General features: G+C 41.5%; 16 protein-coding genes, 16 tRNA genes, 1 rRNA gene and 1 pseudogene. 29 read left to right on the top strand and 5 right to left on the bottom strand.

Annotated elements, in window-relative coordinates:
* Positions 1–142 precede the first annotated feature (142 nt).
* The 20 genes and pseudogenes from rrf (at position 143) to D469_RS0115220 (ending at position 6,253) form a co-directional block, all read left to right on the top strand.
* Positions 143–259: ribosomal RNA gene (gene rrf, locus D469_RS0115315) — 5S ribosomal RNA — on the top strand.
* A gap of 80 nt (positions 260–339) precedes the next feature.
* Positions 340–414: transfer RNA gene (locus D469_RS0115310), tRNA-Asn, on the top strand.
* Between the two features lie 3 nt (positions 415–417).
* Positions 418–509 (top strand) — tRNA-Ser (locus D469_RS0115305).
* 16 nt (positions 510–525) lie between these two features.
* Positions 526–600: transfer RNA gene (locus D469_RS0115300), tRNA-Glu, on the top strand.
* Between the two features lie 8 nt (positions 601–608).
* Positions 609–684 (top strand) — tRNA-Val (locus D469_RS0115295).
* A 14-nt stretch (positions 685–698) separates the two neighbouring features.
* Positions 699–775: transfer RNA gene (locus D469_RS0115290), tRNA-Met, on the top strand.
* 76 nt (positions 776–851) lie between these two features.
* Positions 852–927: transfer RNA gene (locus D469_RS0115285), tRNA-Asp, on the top strand.
* Positions 928–936: 9 nt separating this feature from the next.
* Positions 937–1,012, top strand: a tRNA-Phe gene (locus D469_RS0115280).
* Between the two features lie 11 nt (positions 1,013–1,023).
* Positions 1,024–1,099, top strand: a tRNA-Thr gene (locus D469_RS0115275).
* A 19-nt stretch (positions 1,100–1,118) separates the two neighbouring features.
* Positions 1,119–1,203, top strand: a tRNA-Tyr gene (locus D469_RS0115270).
* 6 nt (positions 1,204–1,209) lie between these two features.
* Positions 1,210–1,284: transfer RNA gene (locus D469_RS0115265), tRNA-Trp, on the top strand.
* A gap of 18 nt (positions 1,285–1,302) precedes the next feature.
* Positions 1,303–1,378: transfer RNA gene (locus D469_RS0115260), tRNA-His, on the top strand.
* Between the two features lie 15 nt (positions 1,379–1,393).
* A tRNA-Gln gene (locus D469_RS0115255) sits at positions 1,394–1,468 on the top strand.
* A 4-nt stretch (positions 1,469–1,472) separates the two neighbouring features.
* A tRNA-Gly gene (locus D469_RS0115250) sits at positions 1,473–1,547 on the top strand.
* 50 nt (positions 1,548–1,597) lie between these two features.
* Positions 1,598–1,672, top strand: a tRNA-Cys gene (locus tag D469_RS0115245).
* A gap of 9 nt (positions 1,673–1,681) precedes the next feature.
* Positions 1,682–1,771: transfer RNA gene (locus D469_RS0115240), tRNA-Leu, on the top strand.
* Positions 1,772–1,784: 13 nt separating this feature from the next.
* A tRNA-Leu gene (locus D469_RS0115235) sits at positions 1,785–1,869 on the top strand.
* A 145-nt stretch (positions 1,870–2,014) separates the two neighbouring features.
* Positions 2,015–2,476 (top strand): annotated as a pseudogene (locus D469_RS21760) (IS1595 family transposase); the annotation flags it as partial.
* A gap of 221 nt (positions 2,477–2,697) precedes the next feature.
* Positions 2,698–4,422, top strand: a complete 1,725-nt coding sequence (locus D469_RS0115225; RefSeq protein ID WP_018924272.1) for an ABC transporter ATP-binding protein — start codon at positions 2,698–2,700, stop codon at positions 4,420–4,422.
* A complete protein-coding gene (locus D469_RS0115220) occupies positions 4,415–6,253 on the top strand; it encodes an ABC transporter ATP-binding protein (RefSeq protein WP_018924271.1) in 1,839 nt (612 codons plus the stop codon). Before D469_RS0115225 ends, D469_RS0115220 begins: the two co-directional genes overlap by 8 nt.
* 271 nt (positions 6,254–6,524) lie before the next feature.
* Here D469_RS0115220 and D469_RS0115215 read toward each other — a convergent pair whose 3' ends face one another.
* From D469_RS0115215 to D469_RS0115205, 3 genes are all read right to left on the bottom strand, one after another.
* On the bottom strand, positions 6,525–6,944 hold the full coding sequence (locus D469_RS0115215; protein WP_018924270.1) for a DUF4395 domain-containing protein: 420 nt from the start codon (positions 6,942–6,944) through the stop codon (positions 6,525–6,527).
* 117 nt (positions 6,945–7,061) lie between these two features.
* A complete protein-coding gene (locus tag D469_RS0115210) occupies positions 7,062–7,505 on the bottom strand; it encodes a Dps family protein (protein ID WP_018924269.1) in 444 nt (147 codons plus the stop codon).
* Between the two features lie 87 nt (positions 7,506–7,592).
* On the bottom strand, positions 7,593–8,285 hold the full coding sequence (locus D469_RS0115205; protein ID WP_018924268.1) for a B3/B4 domain-containing protein: 693 nt from the start codon (positions 8,283–8,285) through the stop codon (positions 7,593–7,595).
* A gap of 113 nt (positions 8,286–8,398) precedes the next feature.
* Between D469_RS0115205 and queG the strand changes: the two genes are divergently transcribed.
* The 6 genes from queG to D469_RS0115170 all read left to right on the top strand — a co-directional run bounded on the left by queG (position 8,399) and on the right by D469_RS0115170 (position 13,302).
* A complete protein-coding gene (gene queG, locus D469_RS0115200; protein ID WP_018924267.1) occupies positions 8,399–9,526 on the top strand; it encodes a tRNA epoxyqueuosine(34) reductase QueG in 1,128 nt (375 codons plus the stop codon).
* Between the two features lie 87 nt (positions 9,527–9,613).
* Complete coding sequence (locus D469_RS0115195; RefSeq protein ID WP_018924266.1) at positions 9,614–10,153, top strand: methylated-DNA--[protein]-cysteine S-methyltransferase; 540 nt, start codon at positions 9,614–9,616, stop codon at positions 10,151–10,153.
* 263 nt (positions 10,154–10,416) lie between these two features.
* Positions 10,417–11,298: an amidase domain-containing protein gene (locus D469_RS21310; RefSeq protein ID WP_240473351.1), complete on the top strand. Its 882-nt coding sequence runs from the start codon at positions 10,417–10,419 to the stop codon at positions 11,296–11,298.
* A 61-nt stretch (positions 11,299–11,359) separates the two neighbouring features.
* Complete coding sequence (gene trmL, locus D469_RS0115185) at positions 11,360–11,833, top strand: tRNA (uridine(34)/cytosine(34)/5-carboxymethylaminomethyluridine(34)-2'-O)-methyltransferase TrmL (protein WP_018924264.1); 474 nt, start codon at positions 11,360–11,362, stop codon at positions 11,831–11,833.
* A gap of 384 nt (positions 11,834–12,217) precedes the next feature.
* Complete coding sequence (locus D469_RS0115175) at positions 12,218–12,526, top strand: antibiotic biosynthesis monooxygenase family protein (protein WP_018924262.1); 309 nt, start codon at positions 12,218–12,220, stop codon at positions 12,524–12,526.
* Between the two features lie 215 nt (positions 12,527–12,741).
* The gene (locus D469_RS0115170) at positions 12,742–13,302 is read left to right on the top strand and encodes a YufK family protein (protein WP_018924261.1); all 561 of its coding nucleotides are present in this window, start codon (positions 12,742–12,744) and stop codon (positions 13,300–13,302) included.
* Positions 13,303–13,452: 150 nt separating this feature from the next.
* Here the strand turns inward: D469_RS0115170 and D469_RS0115165 are convergent, their stop codons facing one another.
* Positions 13,453–15,309, bottom strand: coding sequence for a transglycosylase domain-containing protein (locus D469_RS0115165; protein ID WP_018924260.1), 1,857 nt, complete (start codon positions 15,307–15,309; stop codon positions 13,453–13,455).
* Positions 15,310–15,498: 189 nt separating this feature from the next.
* Between D469_RS0115165 and D469_RS0115160 the strand changes: the two genes are divergently transcribed.
* Complete coding sequence (locus D469_RS0115160; RefSeq protein ID WP_018924259.1) at positions 15,499–17,394, top strand: PrkA family serine protein kinase; 1,896 nt, start codon at positions 15,499–15,501, stop codon at positions 17,392–17,394.
* 542 nt (positions 17,395–17,936) lie between these two features.
* On the opposite strand, the gene D469_RS0115155 is transcribed toward D469_RS0115160, so the two are convergent.
* The gene (locus tag D469_RS0115155) at positions 17,937–18,881 is read right to left on the bottom strand and encodes a hypothetical protein (RefSeq protein ID WP_018924258.1); all 945 of its coding nucleotides are present in this window, start codon (positions 18,879–18,881) and stop codon (positions 17,937–17,939) included.
* Positions 18,882–19,292: 411 nt separating this feature from the next.
* Between D469_RS0115155 and lepB the strand changes: the two genes are divergently transcribed.
* Both lepB and yhbH read left to right on the top strand, forming a co-directional pair.
* The gene (lepB, locus tag D469_RS0115150; RefSeq protein WP_018924257.1) at positions 19,293–19,844 is read left to right on the top strand and encodes a signal peptidase I; all 552 of its coding nucleotides are present in this window, start codon (positions 19,293–19,295) and stop codon (positions 19,842–19,844) included.
* 272 nt (positions 19,845–20,116) lie between these two features.
* Complete coding sequence (gene yhbH / locus D469_RS0115145; protein WP_018924256.1) at positions 20,117–21,265, top strand: sporulation protein YhbH; 1,149 nt, start codon at positions 20,117–20,119, stop codon at positions 21,263–21,265.
* Positions 21,266–21,419 lie beyond the last annotated feature (154 nt).

Genomic DNA, 21,419 nt, shown 5'->3' with positions numbered 1-21,419 from the left:
ATAGGTCTGAGGTGGACGCGTGGCGACACGTGCAGCTGACAGATACTAATCGGTCGAGGGCTTATCCTAATGGTTTAAGTCAACGCACCGGTATTTCATCAACGACGCTATCCAGTTTTGAGTGAATAACACTCTATATTGGTCTGGTGGTGATGGCGAAGAGGTCACACCCGTTCCCATGCCGAACACGGCCGTTAAGCTCTTCAGCGCCGATGGTAATCGGGGGGCAACCCCCCGTGAGAGTAGGACGCTGCCAGGCCAATAAGTTTTTAAAATTTACTCTTGCATTTCACATAGCTTTTATATTAAACTAATAGATGTCTCTTGTTACATAAACATTCCACAGTAGCTCAGTGGTAGAGCAATCGGCTGTTAACCGATCGGTCGCAGGTTCGAATCCTGCCTGTGGAGCCATTAGGAGAGCTGTCCGAGTGGCTTAAGGAGCACGATTGGAAATCGTGTAGGCGGGTTTAACCGTCTCGAGGGTTCGAATCCCTCGCTCTCCGCCATTTAATTTATATAAAAGGCCCGTTGGTCAAGGGGTTAAGACACCGCCCTTTCACGGCGGTAACGCGGGTTCGAATCCCGCACGGGTCACCATCTTAATTGGAGGATTAGCTCAGCCGGGAGAGCACCTGCCTTACAAGCAGGGGGTCGGCAGTTCGATCCTGTCATCCTCCACCATTCATTATTTATATCGCGGGGTAGAGCAGTCTGGTAGCTCGTCGGGCTCATAACCCGGAGGTCAGAGGTTCAAATCCTCTCCCCGCAACCAATTTTAATTAGTATCAAAGTTGATTGCACAACCAGTGTAAAAACTAAATACTTACCGAACAGTAACTTATTAAAATGGGCCTGTGGTGTAGCGGTTAACATGCCTGCCTGTCACGCAGGAGATCGCGGGTTCGATTCCCGTCAGGCCCGCCATTTTATTTAGGCTCGATAGCTCAGTCGGTAGAGCAGCGGACTGAAAATCCGCGTGTCGGCGGTTCGATTCCGTCTCGAGCCACCATTTTGTTACGGGCCGGCCTAGCTCAACTGGTAGAGCAACTGACTTGTAATCAGTAGGTTGGGGGTTCAAGTCCTCTGGCCGGCACCATTTATTTCTGTTATTATGTGGAGGGGTAGCGAAGTTGGCCAAACGCGGCGGACTGTAAATCCGCTCCTTCGGGTTCGGCGGTTCGAATCCGTCCCCCTCCACCAACTTATAGGGGTATAGTTCAACGGCGAGAACGGCGGTCTCCAAAACCGCAAATGTGGGTTCGATTCCTACTACCCCTGCCATTAACTAACTTGATCATGGCGGTTGTGGCGAAGTGGTTAACGCACCGGATTGTGGCTCCGGCATTCGTGGGTTCGATCCCCATCAACCGCCCCATCTGATATTACGGATTGGGCTATAGCCAAGCGGTAAGGCAACGGACTTTGACTCCGTCATGCGCTGGTTCGAATCCAGCTAGCCCAGCCATGATGCGGAAGTAGTTCAGTGGTAGAACACTACCTTGCCAAGGTAGGGGTCGCGGGTTCGAATCCCGTCTTCCGCTCCATTATTACGATCCGCTGTCTATTTGGTTTTTAAATCACGCTCAATGGATGTGGCGGCATAGCCAAGTGGTAAGGCACGGGTCTGCAAAACCCTGATTCCCCGGTTCAAATCCGGGTGCCGCCTCCAACTTAATCTGCCGGGGTGGTGGAATTGGCAGACACACAGGACTTAAAATCCTGCGGTTGGTCTACAACCGTGCCGGTTCAAGTCCGGCCCTCGGCACCATCTTATTTTGTTAGGCGAAGTGGTGGAACTGGCAGACACGTAGCACTCAAAATGCTATGCCTTCGGGCGTGTGGGTTCGAATCCCACCTTCGCTACCAACAATAATTAAGCTAAGCTTTCCTATATGGAAGCTTTTTTTATTTGTACTATTAAAAGCGGGACGTACTGATACTACCCAGTACGTCCCGCTTTTTTGATATGTTCCTGCTTCCAACTGCTCTCCATGTATTGCCATCCCATCAACTTGTGATTGAAGGTAATACTTTGCCCAAAATTACTGAACGTCTTGATATACACATCTCAACTGCCTTCTATTGGAGGCATAAAATCTTGAACACGCTTAGAACTCATAGGAGCGTATTTAAGCCCCTCATGTTTGTTATGCACAGATACAGCAACTAACTATAAAAAATTTGCAGCGATGAAAGGATTAAAGCACGAAACCATCATGAAAGACAGAAAGAGCGAGTAAAGAAATGAATATACCATATACAACATGTTTACAACTTCCATAATCGTTTAAAGGGTTGGATGGAGCGATTTCAAGGAGTTGGCACCTCCTATTTGGATAACTATCTCTATTGGTTCCGTTGGCTTGAAATGGGAAAGAAATTAGCATTTGGAGAACGAGTTAATCAAATGCTAATTTCAGCTTGCCAATATTCGACCCTAATGACAGTTGGAATGTTACGTAAAAGTGTATAAAAAAGGGACCTGAATAAAGTTTCCTATGTAAATATATCAATAATTCGTTGAAGTTTTGGGTGGGGGTCTCCTTATCTGCCAAGGAAGTTTAAATAATGAACATGTATAGAAGAAAAGGGGGTGGTTTCAATTGTAAGAAAAATATGGGAAAATTGAAAAGTACTATTTCGTGACACGATATATATAGATGAAGGGGTATTCGTAGGGAAGGGAGCGGCAGGATGAAGACATTACTAGAACATATAAAGCCATACCGAGTCGCTGTATTTGTCGCTGTTTTTCTAATGCTGGTTGAATTGATTGTAGAACTGATGCAGCCTTTTATTATTTCTAGAATGATCGATGATGGTATTATGCAAGAGGATATGGGAACGGTGCTACGTTGGGGCGGGGTACTCGTCTCGCTCTCTTTGCTCGCTTTTACAGCTGGGATTATTAATTCGTTTTATGCCGCTCATGTAAGCCAACATGTTGGCTATAATATTCGCCAGCGCTTGTATAAGCGGGTGCAGACATTTGCTTTTTCGAATTTTCATCAGTTCCCGGTTTCATCACTCTTAACACGAATGACAAATGATGTTACACAAGTGCAAAATACATTGTTTATGAGTTTGCGTATCATGTTTCGCGCGCCTTTGCTCTTAATTGGGGCAGTGATTATGGCCCTGATCGTAAATGTACAATTGGCTGTAATTTTAGTAATAACTGTTCCACTTTTAATCGCTTTTTTAATAAAAGTTATGACAAGGGCTGGTCGTCAATTCAGCCAAGTTCAAGCTCGAGTTGACCGTGTGAATAGTGTGGTTCAAGAAAACCTCACTGCAGTCCGTCTCATTCGTGTATATTTACGGCAAAAATACGAGCAATCCCGTTTTCATCAAGCAAGTGATCAATTAAAACAACGGACAGTCTCAGCTCTTCGCACTGTTGAATTTACGATGCCGGTTATCTTATTGCTTATGAATGGAAGTATTATGGCAATCCTTTGGTTTGGAAGCGTGCAAATTACAACCAATACGGCAACAGTGGGAGAAGTGGTAGCGATTATTAATTATGCGACTCGGATGATTACAGCTTTATCAGTGTTTTCGATGATTATTATGATTTTCTCAAGAGCTAAGGCATCTGTCGCTCGTATTGAAGATGTGATTACAACAGAAGACGATTTAAAAGATGGAACCAAGGCTTTATCTCCCATCTATACTGGGAAATTACATTTTGACAACGTGTCATTTCAATACCCAGAAAGTGAAGAAGCAGTTCTACAAAATATTTCCTTTACCATTAAACCGGGTCAGCGGGTGGCAGTTCTTGGGGCTACGGGGTCCGGTAAAACATCACTATTTCAGCTGATTCCAAGGCTTTATGATACGTCCCGCGGGCAAATTTTCCTTGATCATCATGACATTTCTTCTTTGCAATTAAAAGAACTCCGTCAACAAATCGGGTATGTTTCACAGGAAGCGATACTTTTTTCAGGGACCATCCGGGAAAATATCAGCTGGGGAAACCCAAATGCAACTGAAGAAGAAATCATTCAGGCAGCTAATGATGCTCAGATATATGAAACGATTAAAAATCTGCCAGACCAATTGGAAACACGTACCGGACAAAAAGGAATCACTCTCTCTGGAGGTCAAAAACAACGAATTTCTATTGCTCGCGCCTTGTTGCGAAAGCCTGCTGTGCTGTTACTGGATGACTGTACTAGTGCTCTTGACATGAAGACAGAGTCCAACCTGCTTGCAGCCTTGGATCAATATAAAATGACGACGTTAATGATCACTCAAAAAATAAGTACCGCGATGAAGGCAGATGAAGTTGTGATTCTTGAATATGGGGAGTTATCGTTAAAAGGAAGTCACGAAGAGTTAATGGGTAAGTCAAGCTTGTACCGCAGACTGTATGACAGTCAATTTTCGTTAGGAGGCTCTAATTATGCTTAAACAGTTGAAAGAGCCCTTCCAGCACGCTTCCTATTTGATTGCAAGCGAGCATTTGGACAAAGAGGCCTCTCCTGAACAAAATAAAAGGGTACAAAATTGGACATATACCTTAAAACGATTATGGACTTATTTATTTGCAAATCGGTTAAAATTAGTACTTGTCCTCTCGATGGTAATATGTAGTTCCATCTTTGCGATATTGGGCCCTTTTCTAGTGGGAACGGCGGTCGATTATTATATTGTAGCTGAAGAATTTGGTTCTTTGCCTCTCTTTTTAATCGGATTGGGAGCTGTTTATCTCTTTCATTCGCTGTCGGTATTTGGCCAGAATTTCTGGATGGTGGAGGTGGCACAGCGTACGGTCTACCGAATTCGCACAGAGCTTTTTGATAAATTACACACGCTCAGAATACCCTTTTTTGACCACAAAAAGCATGGAGAGTTAATGAGCCGTTTAACGAATGATATTGAAAATATAAGCAACACATTAAATAGCTCTGTCGTTCAAATTTTTTCAAGTATCCTTATGCTCTTAGGCACAGTTTCTGTGATGCTTTGGCTAAGCCCGCTGCTTACTTTATTTACGCTAACGATTGTACCTGCCATGTTTTATGGGATGAAATGGATTACTAAGCGAACACGCCCTCTTTTCATGGCTCAGCAAAAAAATATTGGCAATTTGAATGCATATATTGAAGAAACGCTGTCTGGCCAGGAAATTGTCAAAACATATTCGCAAGAAGACAGAGTTATTGAAGCATTTGAAGTGAAAAATGCGCGCTTGCGCCATTCAGGGTTTTGGGCTCAAACCTTCTCGGGCTTCATTCCAAAACTAATGAATACGTTAAATAACTTTAGTTTTGCTATTATAGCGGGGATAGGAGGGATTTTTGCATTAAATGGCATGATCTCTATTGGAGTTATTGTTATATTCACTGAGTACGCCAGGCAGTTCACTCGCCCATTAAATGACCTGGCGAACCAGTTTAATACAATTCTTTCAGCCTTGGCAGGGGCCGAGCGCGTTTTTGCAATCATGGATGAAAAACAGGAAGGGGATGAAGATGGGGGTAAACGTGAACTTACTTTAAACAAAGGCGCTATCTCCTTTTCTGAGGTCTCCTTTTCTTATGACGGCAAAGAGCTGGTATTAGAAAATGTATCCTTCCAAGCAGAGCCAGGGGAAACGATAGCATTTGTAGGCCCTACTGGGGCAGGCAAGACGACCATCATTCAATTGCTTTCTCGTTTTTATGAAATAAACAGTGGAGATATTGTAATAGATAAAGAAAGTGTAAAAGAGGTGACACGGGATAGTGTGCGTCAATCGATGGCTTTTGTCATGCAGGATTCCTTTTTATTTGAAGGGACGATTCGAGAAAATATCCGCTATGGCCGCTTAAATGCTACCGATGAAGAGGTAGAAGAAGCGGCGCGGTATGCAAATGCCGATCCATTTATAAGGCGCTTTCCAAATCAATATGATACAGTGCTGGACTCAGAAGGGAAAGGGATCAGTCAGGGAGAACGACAGCTGTTGGCCATTGCCCGCGCCTTATTGGCGGACCCTCCTATACTAGTACTTGATGAAGCAACGAGCAGTATCGATACGATAACAGAAATTAAAATACAAGAAGCACTGGAATATTTAATGAAAGATCGTACTAGTATTGTGATTGCGCACCGCTTAAATACTATCAAAAAAGCAGATCAAATTATTGTAGTTAATAAAGGAAAAGTCTATGAAAAAGGAACTCACGAGGAATTGCTAAAGCAGTATGGTATGTATTATGAGTTGTACCAAAGTCAATTACAAGAAGTGGTCGGCTAAATCGGGGTGAAAAGCCTCCAATGTACACAGCGAAAGTGGAAGTGTATAGAGAGAAGAACTTCAGTTGTGCTACTTTGATTGAGATTATCACAAGTTGCTCCTAGCCCTTAAATACTCACAGGCATATATTCGCTTATTCGTTCTGGCCCGTGTTTCTGCGGGACGGTGGCGAATACGATCTGCACAATCTATAGAACCCAGAACCCCCGCTCCAAAAGAGGATCGGGGATTCTTATCAGGGTAAGGTGGCACTCTTAGTTTCTTTAAAGTGCTACGATTTATTAGCTTTGTAACGGAATTGTCTCCATTGATAATATATAACACAGCCTACACAATAGCCGCTGAGAGCTGTAATTGCGGCTACTGTAACCATGCCGGCAAAAATATACCCGACCCAGTGGCCTAAAAGAAAGAGTGTAAACACAGCAAGACCAATCATAATAGCAGCTATCGATTGGTTGAAACGCTGTAATTTAACATGCTCTGTTTCGGCATCTTTAAATTTATGCTGCAAAAAAGGCTTTGTTACTTTGAAAATGAGATTTGCCCGCGGCCCGAAGTATATAGGAAGAATTATAACAAGAAATGTAAAGGCAAGAAGCTCAGGGATTTGAAAAATAATGGCTAAGGATGTAGCGGCTACAAGAAAGAGCTGATTAGCCTGAACGAGAGGTTTCGGTATTTCTTCCAATTTTGTCCCTCCTTTGCTTTTATTTAGTATATGATAGTTTAACGGATAGGGGTATGGATGTAAAGATGAAAACTCGACCTTTCTACTAGCGAAGAAAGGCCGAGCGGTAGTAATTATTTACTCTTTTAAGAATGCTTTAAACATCCAGTTATGTTTTTCAAGAGATTGATGAATAGCGAGCAGCATATCTGCTGTAGTTTCATCGTCCAGCTCTTCCGCAGCGCTCATTCCATCTTTTAACTCTTCAATCATAGTTGAGAAGTCGCCTGCAATGGCAGATACCATTTCGTCTGTTGATTCGTTGCCGCTTGCTTCTTGCACAGAAGCGGTATTGAGAAACTCACTCATTGTTGCAACAGGTTCTCCATTAAGAGCTAGCAGTCGTTCGGCAAGCTCATCAATATGGGTTGCTGCTTCATTATACAGTTCTTCAAATTTGGCGTGCAGGGTGAAAAATTGAGGACCTTTTACATACCAGTGGTAGTTGTGCAATTTGATAAACAGGACACTCCAATTAGCAATTTGTTTGTTTAAGACGGTTGCTATGCGTTCGTTACTCATGCTTTTCACTCCTCTAACATTTTAAATGGATCTGCTAGTAAAGTGTAAGGAAATCAGAGCAGGAGTGCAAATATTAGCATTGAGGAATTAAGCTAATTCCACTTCAGCCTGTACATTATGAAGAACTTCGTGACGGTTTGTCCCACCATGAACCTGGATAAACATTTGACTAGCTGCCTGTACCAGCTCTTTCGCATGTTCAATGGATAGAGAGGCAGGCAAATATAAAAGTTGTAAAGCAGCACGAGTATCTTCGGTAGTTATTGATCTGGCGCTATCCACGATCGGGCTGCCAAATGCGCCTTTTTCATCTCCACTCAGTAATTTGCCTTCCATTTTCGTAGTGCGTCCATTTAACGCTTCATACTCGTCTGTTGCGTGCCCAAGCCGAAGTTCAACTGGGGAAGAGAGCTGTGTTAGGTCATAGATTCCACAAGGCATCTCGTATTGAAGCGAAAAAAAGTTATTTAAATCGGCAGCTGAATGAATAGGTGGTATATTCTGTCCTTTTCCAATACGACGAAAAAGCGCTTCATGGGAGGGGCGGTAGCGGCTTGGGTCCATGCCGAGCGCTTTAAAAAGCTGGCGCCACTCTACTACTCCTGGATATTGAGTGACCCCTTCCTCCATAAGGTCAGTTTTTATTTTTTCTTGAAAAAAGGCAAGCCGTCCTTTAACCATTTGGGGTGATTGAGTAATTGTGATATCATCGTAGCGCACCACTCCTACTTTAAAGCCTGGAATGGTTTGTAATAAGTCAGTGTGAATAGAAATTTTCAATGTTTATCAACTCCTATGACAAAATATTCGTGCTCAGATAGATAATTAGCCGGTGTGCAATTAGTCTAGCATACTTGGCTTTGGAACCATAAAAAATGAAAGGAGGAAAACTCGTGACAAACGCCCGCTTCAAAGAAGAATTAATAGCATACGCTAGAAGCGTCGGGATTGATAAAATCGGTTTTGCTTCTACTGACCCCTTTTTAACATTAAAGGACCGGTTGAAACGTCAGCAAGAGCTTGGCTATCACTCAGGTTTTGAGGAACCTGATATAAAGAAAAGAACAGAACCTGACTTACTCCTCCCTGAAGCCAAAACCATTATAAGTATTGCTCTAGCTTACCCTTCGCGTATGAAAAACCCTCCTAAGAGCACCAAAGGCAATCGGCGCGGCGTGTTCTGCCGGGCTTCATGGGGAGAGGATTACCATAATGTATTGCGTGAGAGGCTGCGTCGACTTGAAGAATTTATTACCGAACGGTTCCCAGAAGCAAGGTGTGCTTCAATGGTAGACACCGGAGAATTGTCCGATCGTGCGGTGGCTGAACGAGCAGGGATTGGCTGGACGGGGAAGAATTGTGCAGTAATTACCCCGGAATTTGGTTCATATGTCTACCTTGGTGAAATGATTACTACGATTGATCTGCCTTCAGATACACCAATAACAGAACAGTGCGGCACGTGTAATAAATGTGTGGACGCCTGCCCAACGGGAGCGCTCATACAAGGAGGCCAGCTTGATTCTAATAAGTGCATTGCTTTTTTAACACAGACAAAGGGATTTTTACCGGAAAGGTACCGCAAGAAGTTGGGGAACCGCCTTTATGGCTGTGATACTTGCCAACAAGTTTGCCCAGAAAATAAAGGAATTGATGAACACCGCCACGAAGAATTTGAACCAGACCCTGAAAAAGTAAAACCTGAACTAACTTCGCTCTTACTATTGTCTAACCGGGAATTTCGGGAGCGCTTTGGCAGCATGGCTGGTTCGTGGCGCGGGAAAAAACCAATTCAGCGTAATGCGATTATAGCACTCGGTCACTTTAAGGAAGATAGTGCCACCGACCTTCTCGGTAACTTGTTAGAAAGTGATCCTCGGCCGGTGATTAGAGGGACAGCAGCCTGGGCCTTGGGGGAAATTGGGAGTGAAAAAGCTTTGTTCTATGTTAAACAAGCGAAAGATATAGAAACGGATGAAGAAGCCAGGGAAGAGATAGATAAAGTGGTAAAAACTATGTGAAATCATCGCAAAATGTATTGAAAAGGTCTCCACTAATTATGTAATATATTGGACAGGGATAGACCTTTAGGGAAAGGAAGGGATGTCATGTCTGGAAAACGTTCCATTTCTTATACTGAAATGGATACCCCGATAGGTCCATTAACTATCTTTGCAACGCATCAAGGGGTGTGTAATGTCCAATTTGGCCGCGGGGAAGAGAAACAGTTAAACGTTAAAGCATGGCTGAGCCGTTTAAATGTAAATGCCAACATCCACCATGATCCCGATGACCTAGAATATATTTGTACCGAACTACGAGAATATTTTTCGAACAATCGTACAACGTTCACAATTCCGATTGATTTGCGAGGCACAGCTTTTCAGCGCCTGGTATGGAACGAACTTAAAAGGATTGAACACGGGCAAGTTAAAACGTACAAAGAAATTGCTTCAGAAATTGGCTCTCCAAAAGCTGTGCGGGCAGTGGGGGCAGCGAACAATAAAAACCCGGTGCCGATTCTCGTTCCTTGTCACCGAGTGATTGGCACAAACGGATCGTTAGTAGGATATGCAGGCGGCCTCTCAATTAAAGAACAATTACTTGCGCACGAAAAAGAAATGTTGCAGTCTTACACGGCTCATTAAGTATATAAAACCGAATAAATAGTAAGAGATTGAGAACTTGACTGTCCAACTGATAAGGTGCTCGTTTCTGCTTTTAATTTGACACAGATGAAGCAGAAAAGCATTTAACGAGGTGGACAGTTTTTTTATGCAGTTTGGTACCGTGTAAGTGTTACTCGTTTAGAACGAGAGTGCGCTCAGGAAATCTCTTGCTCCTTTTTAAAAGAGGGCATGAAACAAAAATAGTTTCATACATGTATAAGAGATGTTCGGGGGTGAGTAGGTTGAGTAAAATGAATTGGGAAGAGACATTTGAAAAGATGATGGAAAATGCTTTTTCTCCAACCGGTAAGTTGACGAATCGGTTAAATCTCCCAGTTACTGAAATAAATAGGTGGAAAAGGGAACAGGAAAGCCATGAAAGCAGGAAGGCTGAATTATTAAACATGAAAAATACGCTTCGCCCTTATCGGAGTATCAAGATGGGTGAATCAGAGCAGCTAGTGTTTCAATGGAAGTGGGATCGTTTTATAAAAATAAATGAAGAGTATCTAATGGAATCACGTGAAGAGAAATGGAAAGTTGATACAAATAGAGGAGAGATCTATCAGCAAAAACATCACTTTGACAGCCCGCGTCTTCAGACTGTTTCTGCTCCTGTTTATCCGGCCCGGCAGAAGTATGACCGGCGCGAAGCTGTTCGTTATGCGGAAGAATGGTGGAATGAACGTAATCCCCAATATAAATCGTTTGAAGACAATTGTACCAATTATATTTCGCAATGTCTGCGAGCTGGTGGTGCTCCAATGCGAGGACAGCCCGTACGGGAAAAAGGCTGGTGGTATAACGAAAATAACTGGAGTTTTAGCTGGTCTGTGGCAAATTCCATGCGTTGGTATTTGAGTGGGTCCACCCAAGGGTTACGGGCCGAAGAAGTTGAAGATGTAAAGAGACTCCAGCCTGGGGACGTCATTTGTTATGATTTTAATGGCGATGGCAATTACCAGCATACCACTTTAGTCGTAAAAAAAGATGGAAATAATGAACCGCTTGTTAACGCAAATTCGTTTGACAGCAGGCACAGGTATTGGAAATATGAAGATTCATCGGCTTGGACCCCAGAAATTCGCTACTTATTTTTTCACATTGTAGACGATTTCAATTAAGGTGTATCTACATGTCTATGCTATACTTTAGAGAGACAACAGCAAAAGAGGAGTAGAGCATATGGCGATTCACGTTGTATTACACGAACCAGAAATACCAGCGAACACAGGGAATATTGCTAGAACTTGTGCAGCTACCAATTCACATCTTCATTTAATTCATCCGCTTGGCTTTTCAACTGACGACAAGATGTTGAAACGGGCCGGGTGTGACTATTGGCCTAATGTGAATATTACCTATCACGATAATCTCGAAGGTTTTTTAACCTATGCAAGCCAAGGAAATATTTACTTTGTAGAGACTGTTGATAGCAAGCCTTATCATATGCTGGATTACAGCGATCCTGAAAAGGATTATTTTTTTGTATTTGGCAAGGAAACAAAAGGTTTGCCAACTGAAGTGTTAAAAGAGAACGACGGCAGCTGTTTACATTTGCCTCAAACAGATAAAGTTCGTTCGTTAAATTTATCCAATGCTGCCGCTATTGTCGTGTATGAAGCCTGTCGTCAGCAGGGATATGCAGGCCTTAAATAAAGAAAAACTCTGTTCTGATGAAGTTGCAGGGCTAATAGAACGCCGAAGCGTTGGCAGGGGAGACATATAATTATAAACTGCAGCAGTACTAAGAAAAAAAGCTGTTCCGGTAGTTCGTAAGCTACATCGGAACAGCTTTTTTAGTGCCTAGGGTTTGTGAGGCTTGTCCTCATAACCAGCTGTAAATATAGAGACCACAAAAGCCACACAGACTAGGAGAATCAGTAGTGCATCCATGCGAAGCATCCTCCTTTACACTAATCTGAGTCTGACCTATATTATAGCTGATTATTCCTAAACAATAAAAGAGTTCAACGGAAAATTTGTGACGGAACGAAAACTCTTTTATAATTGAACAAGATTGTATTGATAGGAGGAACCGATATGTATGTTGTAATGAATGAAATTCATGTCCCGTCAAAAGAAGGAAAAGAAAAGTTAACTGAACGTTTTTCTGGCAGTGCAGCTAATATGCAAGAGGTACAAGGATGTTTGGAATTTTTATTTTTGTCTGACGACCAAAGCGATGAGAAAGTTGTTGTATTTACCAAGTGGGAATCTAAAACGGATTATGAAGCTTGGCTAAATAGCGATGCGTTTAAAAAAGCTCACCAAGAAAAAAGAGAATCAAAGGAGAGCGGTCCATCAACTGGCAGTCAGCTTCATTCTTACGAAGTGATCTATCATACGTGATGCGGGACCTTCCCCGCATCTTTTTAAATTAGAAGCTTTCTTGGTGGGACTTCCCAACTAAAAGCTTTAAGCCTGGTTCAAATCGCGGGGGAAAGCTGTTTTATCCCGAGTCATGACTGATTAAATGAGAGTTTTAAGGGGGCAAGACAGGTATATCATCGATGCCAATGAACAGAGTTTTTTATGGATGGAAGTGAAAGGAGCTCCTATCAAGAGTGCTTAAAAATACATATATTACGAGTTATGTTCCGCTGTTTTCAATTCTTTTATTCAGTACATCGCTTGCCATATATACAGAAGGACAAATTAGTGAGTGGCTAGCAGAAGTTGGTCTTTACCGAGGAATGATGGAATTTTTCTCTGAAGCCGGGCTTCGTCTTATGCTACTATTTATAGCGATGCTTTTTTATTTTATGGTCTTTTCTGCTTTAAAATTAATTGCAGATACCATTTTAGAATTAGCGATGCTCTTTTTTTCTAAAGATGAAGAAGGGCGAGCGCTTCAACGAATACGTGGTGGCTCCTGGATTTACTTGATAGGGAGTGGAACGTCTCTTATCTCGATGACTTATCTCCCGGGGATCGCTGCTATTTTTCTTGGCACGACATTGATTTATTTCATATATTGTGTCTACAAAATTGGGGACGCATTGAGTGGGGCAGGAATGGTTGGTTTTATTTTTTTTCAAGTCTTTTTTTGGTGTACCTTTTTAACAGCTGTAACCTATGCTTTACTTACGCTTTATAACAGTTTTGTGGCCAGTTTGCCTCTTTAATATGACCTCTCTAAAACGAAAGTATGGATAAAACGGCCAATCAGGGCGAGGTCCTTAACGCAATACCTTGAATAACCACCATTTATACCATAGAACAGCCAGCCGATATAAGGATGACCTTCACGGCTGGCTGTTCTATTGGTCCAGAGGTTATATACGTTCCATAAGAGTGCGCCAAATTAATAAATGATAAGCATCATGATTTCTTAAACTTGCAGGGGTGTCATTACCGACCCAGACACCGCTTGTATAATTTTCGTTATACCCGACAAACCATAGGTCGTTGTAATTATTGGTAGTGCCAGTTTTTCCACCGATATCTGCGTCTGTATAATTGGCTGCTGTGCCTGTCCCTTCTCTAATAGCACTTGTCATTAAGCTTCTCATTTGTTCATTTACTGAAGAACTCCAAACGGACTCCGGCTGATACTCCCGCTCATAAAGAACTTCACCTTCTCGGTCGAGAATGCGGGTGACCGCATAGGATGGTTGATACTGTCCATCGTTTGAAAAGGTAGTGTACGCATCGGTCATTTCAAACGGGCTCATTCCATTTGAAAAGCCCCCCAATACAGCTGGTAGACGTTCATCTTCGGGTACAGTTCGACTAAATGAAAAGGGTTCTAAGTAATTAAATGCTTCTTCTAAGCCGATCCGTTCGACAAGACGAATTGCTGCTGTATTATGAGAGTATTTAAAAGCTTCTTCAAGTGAGACTTGTCCATATTCTCTACCTGACACGTTACGAGGGCAATATTGATCACGACATAAGTTGTCTGCATTCACAGCACTTTGAAGAGGAGACCCTTGGATATCCAGATAAGGTGCAAATGTGAGTAATGGTTTGATAGCTGAACCTGGCTGCCGATATGCTTGATGGCCTCGATGGAAATGCTGTTTTTCATAATTAACACCACCTGTGATGGCAGAGAGCCAATTTCGATGATGGTCAATAACTACGGATACTCCTTGTAAATTTTGCCCGGATAACTGTTGATTTACGGTTTGTTCAGCTTGTTCTTGTACATGTGGTTCAAGACCAGTTTCAATATGAACCCCTTGTTTAAACAATGATTGAACTTCTTGATTAAGCTCTTCTTCTATTCTTGTTCGCTCTTCCTCTTCAGCATTCTCCAACTGTTCACGATAACCTTGTTCCTTAGCAATAAATTCATAGACCTCATGTTCGACATAGTCACTGTATGCTGGATAGTCATCTTGGGCGGAAGCATTATAATTCAGGATGATGTCTTCCTCAAGTGCTGCAGCTCGTTCTTCAGCTGAGATCGCCTCTGTTTCTTCCATTTTTTGCAGCACCCATTCTTGACGAGCATGGGTGTTCTCTTTGTTGGTTAAAGGGTCATAGTAGGAAGGGTTGGCTGGAATACCTGTTAAAAAAGCAATTTCAGCCAGCGAGAGTTCAGAGGCAGCACGCCCAAAATACATTTGACTGGCGGCTTCAATTCCGTAAGCGCCGTTATGAAAATAGACAGTATTTAAATACATTTCAAGAATTTCTTCTTTTTCATACTGCTGCTCGATTTCATAGGCATACAGGATTTCACTTAATTTTCTATTGTATGTTTGTTCATTATCTAGATAGATGTTGCGGACGAGCTGCTGGGTGATGGTACTTGCACCTTGTTCTATACCCTGCGCTTGTAAGTTAACAAAAAAAGCACGGCCTACTGCGCTCATATCAATTCCTTCATGCTCAAAAAAATAACGATCTTCGGTAGACAGGAATGAATCCATAAACTGGCTTGGAAGTTCTTCATAAGCAAGATAAATCCGGTGCTCATCATTTCTGCGTTCGGCAAATACGTTCCCGTCTCGATCATACAGATAGCTGTTGCTTGCTACAGCAATTTCATCGATATCTACTTCTTCAGCGAGCACATCATCTACTGACTGAACACGCGCACTTTCTTCGACTGTAAAGAAAAGCAGTACGGTAAATACCACCATTAAACTGAATATCGCAATCGTTCCAAAGAATGCCCGCATGACGATTCCTCGCTTCCTTGAATCAAAAACCTAGTACAGTAAGATCTATCTTTTATTTCGGCTAAATAAGACAGTCTCTAAAGAGAGAAAGCGAAAAAACAATATCAATAGTTATGATAAGAGGTTGTTTGCATACAAATAGATTAAGCTAGGATGATTCTCTCTAGGAAAATGAAAAGGAGGACTCGCGTGGATATCCTACAAAAAATGCAAGACCACCGTGAAGAACGAAAAAAATTAGAGTGGCGCGGGACATTTAGTGAATATCTGGAAATATTGAGGGAGCGTCCTCAAGTCGCGCAAACTGCCCATTCACGAGTTTATAATATGATTAAGCATGCAGGAGTTAGTGACCAGGAAGGTTTGAAAAAATACAAATTCTTCGATGATGCAATTTATGGATTAGAAGATTCGTTAGACCGACTAGTAGAAGAATATTTTCATTCTGCTGCTAAAAAACTCGATGTGCGAAAACGGATATTATTGCTGATGGGTCCAGTTAGTGGAGGTAAATCAACGATTGTTAATCTATTAAAACGAGGATTGGAGCAGTATTCGCTAACAGACGAGGGAGCCGTATATGCGATTGAAGGCTGTCCTATGCATGAAGATCCGCTTCACTTAGTTCCTTATCATTTGCGAGATGATTTTTACAAAGAATATGGAATAAAGATTGAAGGGCAATTATCACCTTTAAATGCGATGCGACTTGAAAAAGAGTATCATGGGCGAATTGAAGATGTGATGGTTGAGCGCATTTTTTTCTCCGAAGATAAACGTGTTGGAATCGGGACATTTAGTCCGTCGGATCCGAAATCACAGGATATTGCCGACCTAACCGGCAGTATTGACTTTTCCACCATAGCTGAATATGGTTCTGAGTCAGACCCGAGAGCTTATCGGTTTGATGGAGAGCTAAACAAAGCAAATCGTGGAATGATGGAATTTCAGGAGATGTTAAAGTGTGATGAAAAGTTTTTATGGCATCTGCTTTCTTTAACCCAGGAAGGGAATTTTAAAGCTGGGCGATTTGCGCTTATCAGTGCAGATGAACTAATTGTTGCCCATACGAATGAAGCAGAATATGAAGCTTTTATTTCCAACAAAAAGAACGAAGCGTTGCATTCGCGGATTATTGTAATGAATGTCCCTTATAATTTAAAAGTCTCTGCCGAAGAACAAATTTATAAAAAAATGATCGAAGAAAGTGAAATGTCTCATGTCCATATTGCACCGCATGCTTTAAAAACAGCGGCTATTTTTACAATCTTAACCCGATTAAAAGAACCGAAAAAACAAGCGATGGATCTGATCCAAAAGTTAAGACTATATAATGGGGAAGATGTGGAAGGGTTTACGACTCAAGACGTAGAAGAACTGAAAAAAGAATTTCCGAACGAAGGTATGAATGGAATTGACCCTAGATATGTCATTAATCGAATTTCCTCAGCCATCATTCGCAAAGATACGAATTCCATTAATGCTCTAGACGTTCTCCGTTCTTTAAAAGATGGTCTAGACCAACACGCTTCGATTTCGGATGACGACAAAGAGCGGTATATGGATTTCATTGCGCTTGCAAGAAAAGAATATGATGATATTGCCAAACGGGAAGTGCAAAAAGCCTTTGTGTACTCATATGAAGAATCCGCCAAGACTTTATTGAATAACTATTTAGATAATGTGGAGGCTTATTGCAACAAAAGTAAATTGCGCGATCCATTAACAGGAGAAGAAATTAATCCGGATGAAAAATTAATGCGGGCCATCGAAGAACAGATTGGCATATCAGAAAACGCCAAAAAGCCGTTCCGTGAAGAAGTGTTAATTCGTATTTCAGCCTATGCACGAAAAGGGAAATCGTTTGATTATGACTCGCATGAAAGACTAAGAGAAGCAATTCAAAAGAAACTGTTTGCTGACTTAAAAGATGTGGTGAAAATTACAACCTCTACAAAAACACCAGACGAAACTCAGTTAAAGAAAATAAATGAAGTCATCGCTAGATTAATCGATGAATATGGCTATGATTCAACATCAGCAAATGAATTGCTCCGCTACGTAGGAAGTTTATTAAACCGCTAAATAAAACAGCCGCACTCAGCGTTAGAGTGCGGCTTTTTAATGGGGAACTCCCACAAGTCTTATCAGTAAAACCACCTGGACTATACTTCTCTATCTACAGGCATACGTGCGACAGCGCCTTCCGTTGTTTCCTGGGGCCGTGCCTTCTTGACCGCCGGCGATGGTTCAGCCTTCTCATGAACAAAAAATGCTCATCGTTTAAGGAGGGGGGATCTTTAAAGTATAACCTGTATAAAAAAATTGATGATACCTGCACAAGTTTGCGTTCCGTGGAGAAGTTGGCAAGCCGCTTCGAGCGTTGCTTTGCAGGGTCTTGCCCTGACTTCATTTCCACTGGAGCCTCACTTACTCTGGTCTCATCAACTGGTTATCACTATAAGTTGTAGTGAATGAAAAAATGTATTTATCAGTGAATGGTCTTTTTCAGCAGCCTCGCCACCTGGCATGTTTTCCTACTCTAAACTAACCTTTTGAGCCGTTCTTATTTCAATACTCTACAATTCGTATTGAGATACGACCAAGCAGTTTTTTTGTTGCCAACGTTACGTACTAGAATGCAGCGGGTGGGTCTCAGGTGGTATGGATTTATGCATGTTTTGCAGATGAAAGTCAGTGTTTGGCTCTTCCCATAAGGGTAAGAAATTAAATTCATTAAAAAGTTCATCGACCGGATCACTTATTTCATGAACGGGTGATGTATCATTTTCTACTTTGTTAGTAAAAGCAAAGTCAATCTTCTTTTCCGGACCCTCTTCTGTTCGTTCATTTCCCCACGTTAAAAAAGGGAAGGTGTCAGTGAAGGTTAACCGATCTTCATCCACTTCCTCAGCGACAAAAGATAATTTATATCCATTTGGCAATTCCGTGCCATCAGCAGCTTCCCAGTCATTTGTGATATACATTTCATAAAACATGTTTGCTTCGTAACCTTCCTCAGGTGGAAGGACTTTAATTTCTGAACTCTCTGTCATAACCGTAATTACTTCCACTTCTTCGCCTTTGGCATCAACTACCTGAATTCCTTGTTCGTCAATGCCATTGGGATTAATCGGTGCATCAAAATTTAATGTGAACGTTTTATCTTTTGAGATGGTTTCTCTTTCTGTATGATCTTCAAAGATTTGTTTGTCATGAATTTCATACAATTGGATGGGATCTCCTACAGTCGAAGGATCATCAATAGAATGTAACGCTCTCGGATATGTCTCTATGTGTGGATGAGCTTCATATACTTCCGGCATAGATCGACTATAGTATACATGCCAGGTGTCCTCTTCGTGGTAGGCCTGCTGTATGTCAATACTATATTCAAATGAAGCATGAGGTCCCCACGTTAGAGAAATTTGATGGTCTTCCCAATCAGCTTGGGTAGTCGGATGTTCGCTTAAAAAGGCTTCTGACTGACTAAATACTGGTTCATGATAGAGTAAAAGCAACGTAAATATAGATAATAAACCGAGCGATTTGATTGTAATCACCTCTTTCATGAAGCTCTTACACAATATAGACGTAAAAAAGGAAGCCAACGTTACACTTTATTTTATATAAATTAAAAAATGAAGCATTATTTTATAATATAATAAAAAAATATGTAATGCAATTTCATATTTAAGTCATATCTGTATACCCCTTCTCACAGTATTTAAACATATACTCTTTTGATTTAATCGGTACATTTGAGGCAAAAGGTGATACCTTAAAGAAAAAACGTAACCCCTCGGTCATTATAGAGGAAATAAATTAGTGAAGAAAAGAGTCAGTTATAAAGCGGCTTTTTCTTCGCATGTGTGCTTAGTTCAATGGAGTGAAAGGAAAGAGATTGTAAAGTTGCTGGTTTGATATTGCCCTCCACGGAATCGAGTGATACATTAACTAGGTAGAGAAATGGAGGAGATGCTATGAACAGCATTGGCCGGGAGATTTGGGACTGGATAAAGACTTTTGCTGTTGTATTGCTTATTGTTCTCATAGTTCGTACGTTTTTCTTTGCCAACTATATGGTTCATGGAGAATCCATGATGCCGACTATAGAAAATGGAGAACGTCTTATCATTAATAAAATAGGATATGAATGGGTAGAACCGGACCGCTTTGATCTCATTGTTTTTCATGCGAATGAAGAAAGTGATTATATAAAACGCGTAATTGGTACGCCAGGAGATGAAATTGAATACGCCAGTGATCAATTGTATGTAAATGGGGAGCCTTACGATGAGCCTTATTTAGATGAATTTAAAGACCATCATGGTGGCCCTGTATTGACCCATGATTTTACCCTTGAAGATATATTAGAAAAAGAAACTGTGCCAGATAACCATTTGTTCGTCTTAGGGGATAATAGACAAAACAGTCTCGATAGCAGGCAGCTAGGCTTCGTACCTTACGATAAACTGGTTGGTAAAGCAAACCTTAGATATTGGCCGCTAGGAGAGATTTCCTTTGTTAAATAAGTAAATTGCCGTAAGCTGTTCCAGGAGGAACGGCTTTTTGTTTGGCTTTGGTCTATCACCTTGTTACCTCAAGTGATTCTCGCTTAAATTCCAATGGACAATTAGTACTCCTCTTTTGTTTCGGTCTTTCTATACATTCTTATCCCTAACATTAAGCAGCGGTGACACAATTTTTAGAGTGCTTGTGCAAAAACAAACGGAAACTCTCGTCTTGTTGTGCATAGGTTAATACAAAGCAAGAATTGCTTTGCCAAATAAAGGTGGGAGGATATATGAACGAAGAGGAGCAAAGAGGGTTTATTGTCTCTCGTGAAGATTGGTCTCTGCACCGAAAAGGGTATCAAGATCAAAGGCGTCATCAAGAAAGAGTAAAGGAAGCTGTTCGAAAGAATTTACCTGATATTGTCACAGAAGAGCAGTTGATTTTGTCTGGACGTAAAGGGAAGAAGGTACGGGTGCCGATTCGTTCTCTTGACGAGTACAAATTTCGTTACAATGATGAGAAATCTTCTCATGTTGGGCAAGGGGATGGCGATACAGAAGTAGGAGATGTGATTGGGCAAACACCAGGTAAAGGCGGAGAAAAAGGACGCGCAGGAGATCAGAAAGGAGAAGACCACTACGAAGCTGAAATTGATATCGCTGAACTTGAACAATTAATGTTTGAACAAATGGAACTGCCAAACCTCGTACCAAAACAACAAGATCAATTGGAAGTCACAGACATCGAGTTTAAGGATGTGCGTAAACAAGGGTTATTTGGCAATGTCGACAAGCGAAGGACGATAACTGAGGCGATCAAACGAAATGCCATGAAAGGAAAAACCAGCCTTCATCCTATTTATCCAGAAGATTTAAGGTTTAAGACGTGGGAGGATGTCCAAACTCCGGAATCAAAAGCGGTAATTATTGCGATGATGGATACTTCTGGTTCAATGGGCCGCTTTGAAAAGTTTATGGCACGCAGCTTCTTTTTCTGGATGATGCGGTTTCTGCGGACTCAGTATGAACAAGTAGAAGTAGTATTTATTGCGCACCACACAGAAGCGAAAGTAGTGGATGAAGACTCGTTCTTTTCTAAAGGAGAAAGTGGAGGAACGATCTGTTCATCGGCATATCGTAAGGCCTTAGAAGTTATTCAAACTGAATTCTCACCTTCGCAATATAACATTTATCCATTTCACTTTTCTGATGGAGATAATTTGCTCTCAGATAACAAGACGTGCGTTCCCCTCATTGAACAAATAGCGCAAAAATCACAAATGATGGGGTATGCAGAAGTGAATGTTCACAATAAGCACAGTACGTTAATGAGTGTGTATCAGTCATTGGACATTCCGCAAATCCGTTCTTATATTTTGCGGGAAAATAAAGATGTATTTCATGCCCTGACAGCTTTTTTTCAAAAACAAGTAAATTAACCAGCATTGAGGAATATATAGTAAGCTTGACAGCACCTGGCTTATTTCGTCTAGGTAGGGAAGGAATCAGTTGGTAAATGGAAAGCAATTCTACATTTGGCTTACCCCTAAATCATATGGGGTAAGCTTTTATATGGTGATAAATTGGTGAGAA

The sequence above is a fragment of the Salsuginibacillus kocurii DSM 18087 genome (genome assembly GCF_000377705.1).
In the GTDB taxonomy this organism is placed as follows: domain Bacteria; phylum Bacillota; class Bacilli; order Bacillales; family Marinococcaceae; genus Salsuginibacillus; species Salsuginibacillus kocurii.
This window is presented reverse-complemented; position numbering and strand designations above follow the sequence as displayed.

Bases quoted from the DNA above. Each gene is read 5' to 3' on its own strand.
- D469_RS0115155 (WP_018924258.1), bottom strand. From the start codon at position 18,881: ATGAAAGAGGTGATTACAATCAAATCGCTCGGTTTATTATCTATATTT.
- D469_RS0115195 (WP_018924266.1), top strand. From the start codon at position 9,614: ATGTCTGGAAAACGTTCCATTTCTTATACTGAAATGGATACCCCGATA.
- D469_RS0115220 (WP_018924271.1), top strand. From the start codon at position 4,415: ATGCTTAAACAGTTGAAAGAGCCCTTCCAGCACGCTTCCTATTTGATT.
- yhbH (WP_018924256.1), top strand. From the start codon at position 20,117: ATGAACGAAGAGGAGCAAAGAGGGTTTATTGTCTCTCGTGAAGATTGG.
- D469_RS0115165 (WP_018924260.1), bottom strand. From the start codon at position 15,309: ATGCGGGCATTCTTTGGAACGATTGCGATATTCAGTTTAATGGTGGTA.
- D469_RS0115175 (WP_018924262.1), top strand. From the start codon at position 12,218: ATGTATGTTGTAATGAATGAAATTCATGTCCCGTCAAAAGAAGGAAAA.
- D469_RS0115210 (WP_018924269.1), bottom strand. From the start codon at position 7,505: ATGAGTAACGAACGCATAGCAACCGTCTTAAACAAACAAATTGCTAAT.
- lepB (WP_018924257.1), top strand. From the start codon at position 19,293: ATGAACAGCATTGGCCGGGAGATTTGGGACTGGATAAAGACTTTTGCT.
- D469_RS0115225 (WP_018924272.1), top strand. From the start codon at position 2,698: ATGAAGACATTACTAGAACATATAAAGCCATACCGAGTCGCTGTATTT.
- trmL (WP_018924264.1), top strand. From the start codon at position 11,360: ATGGCGATTCACGTTGTATTACACGAACCAGAAATACCAGCGAACACA.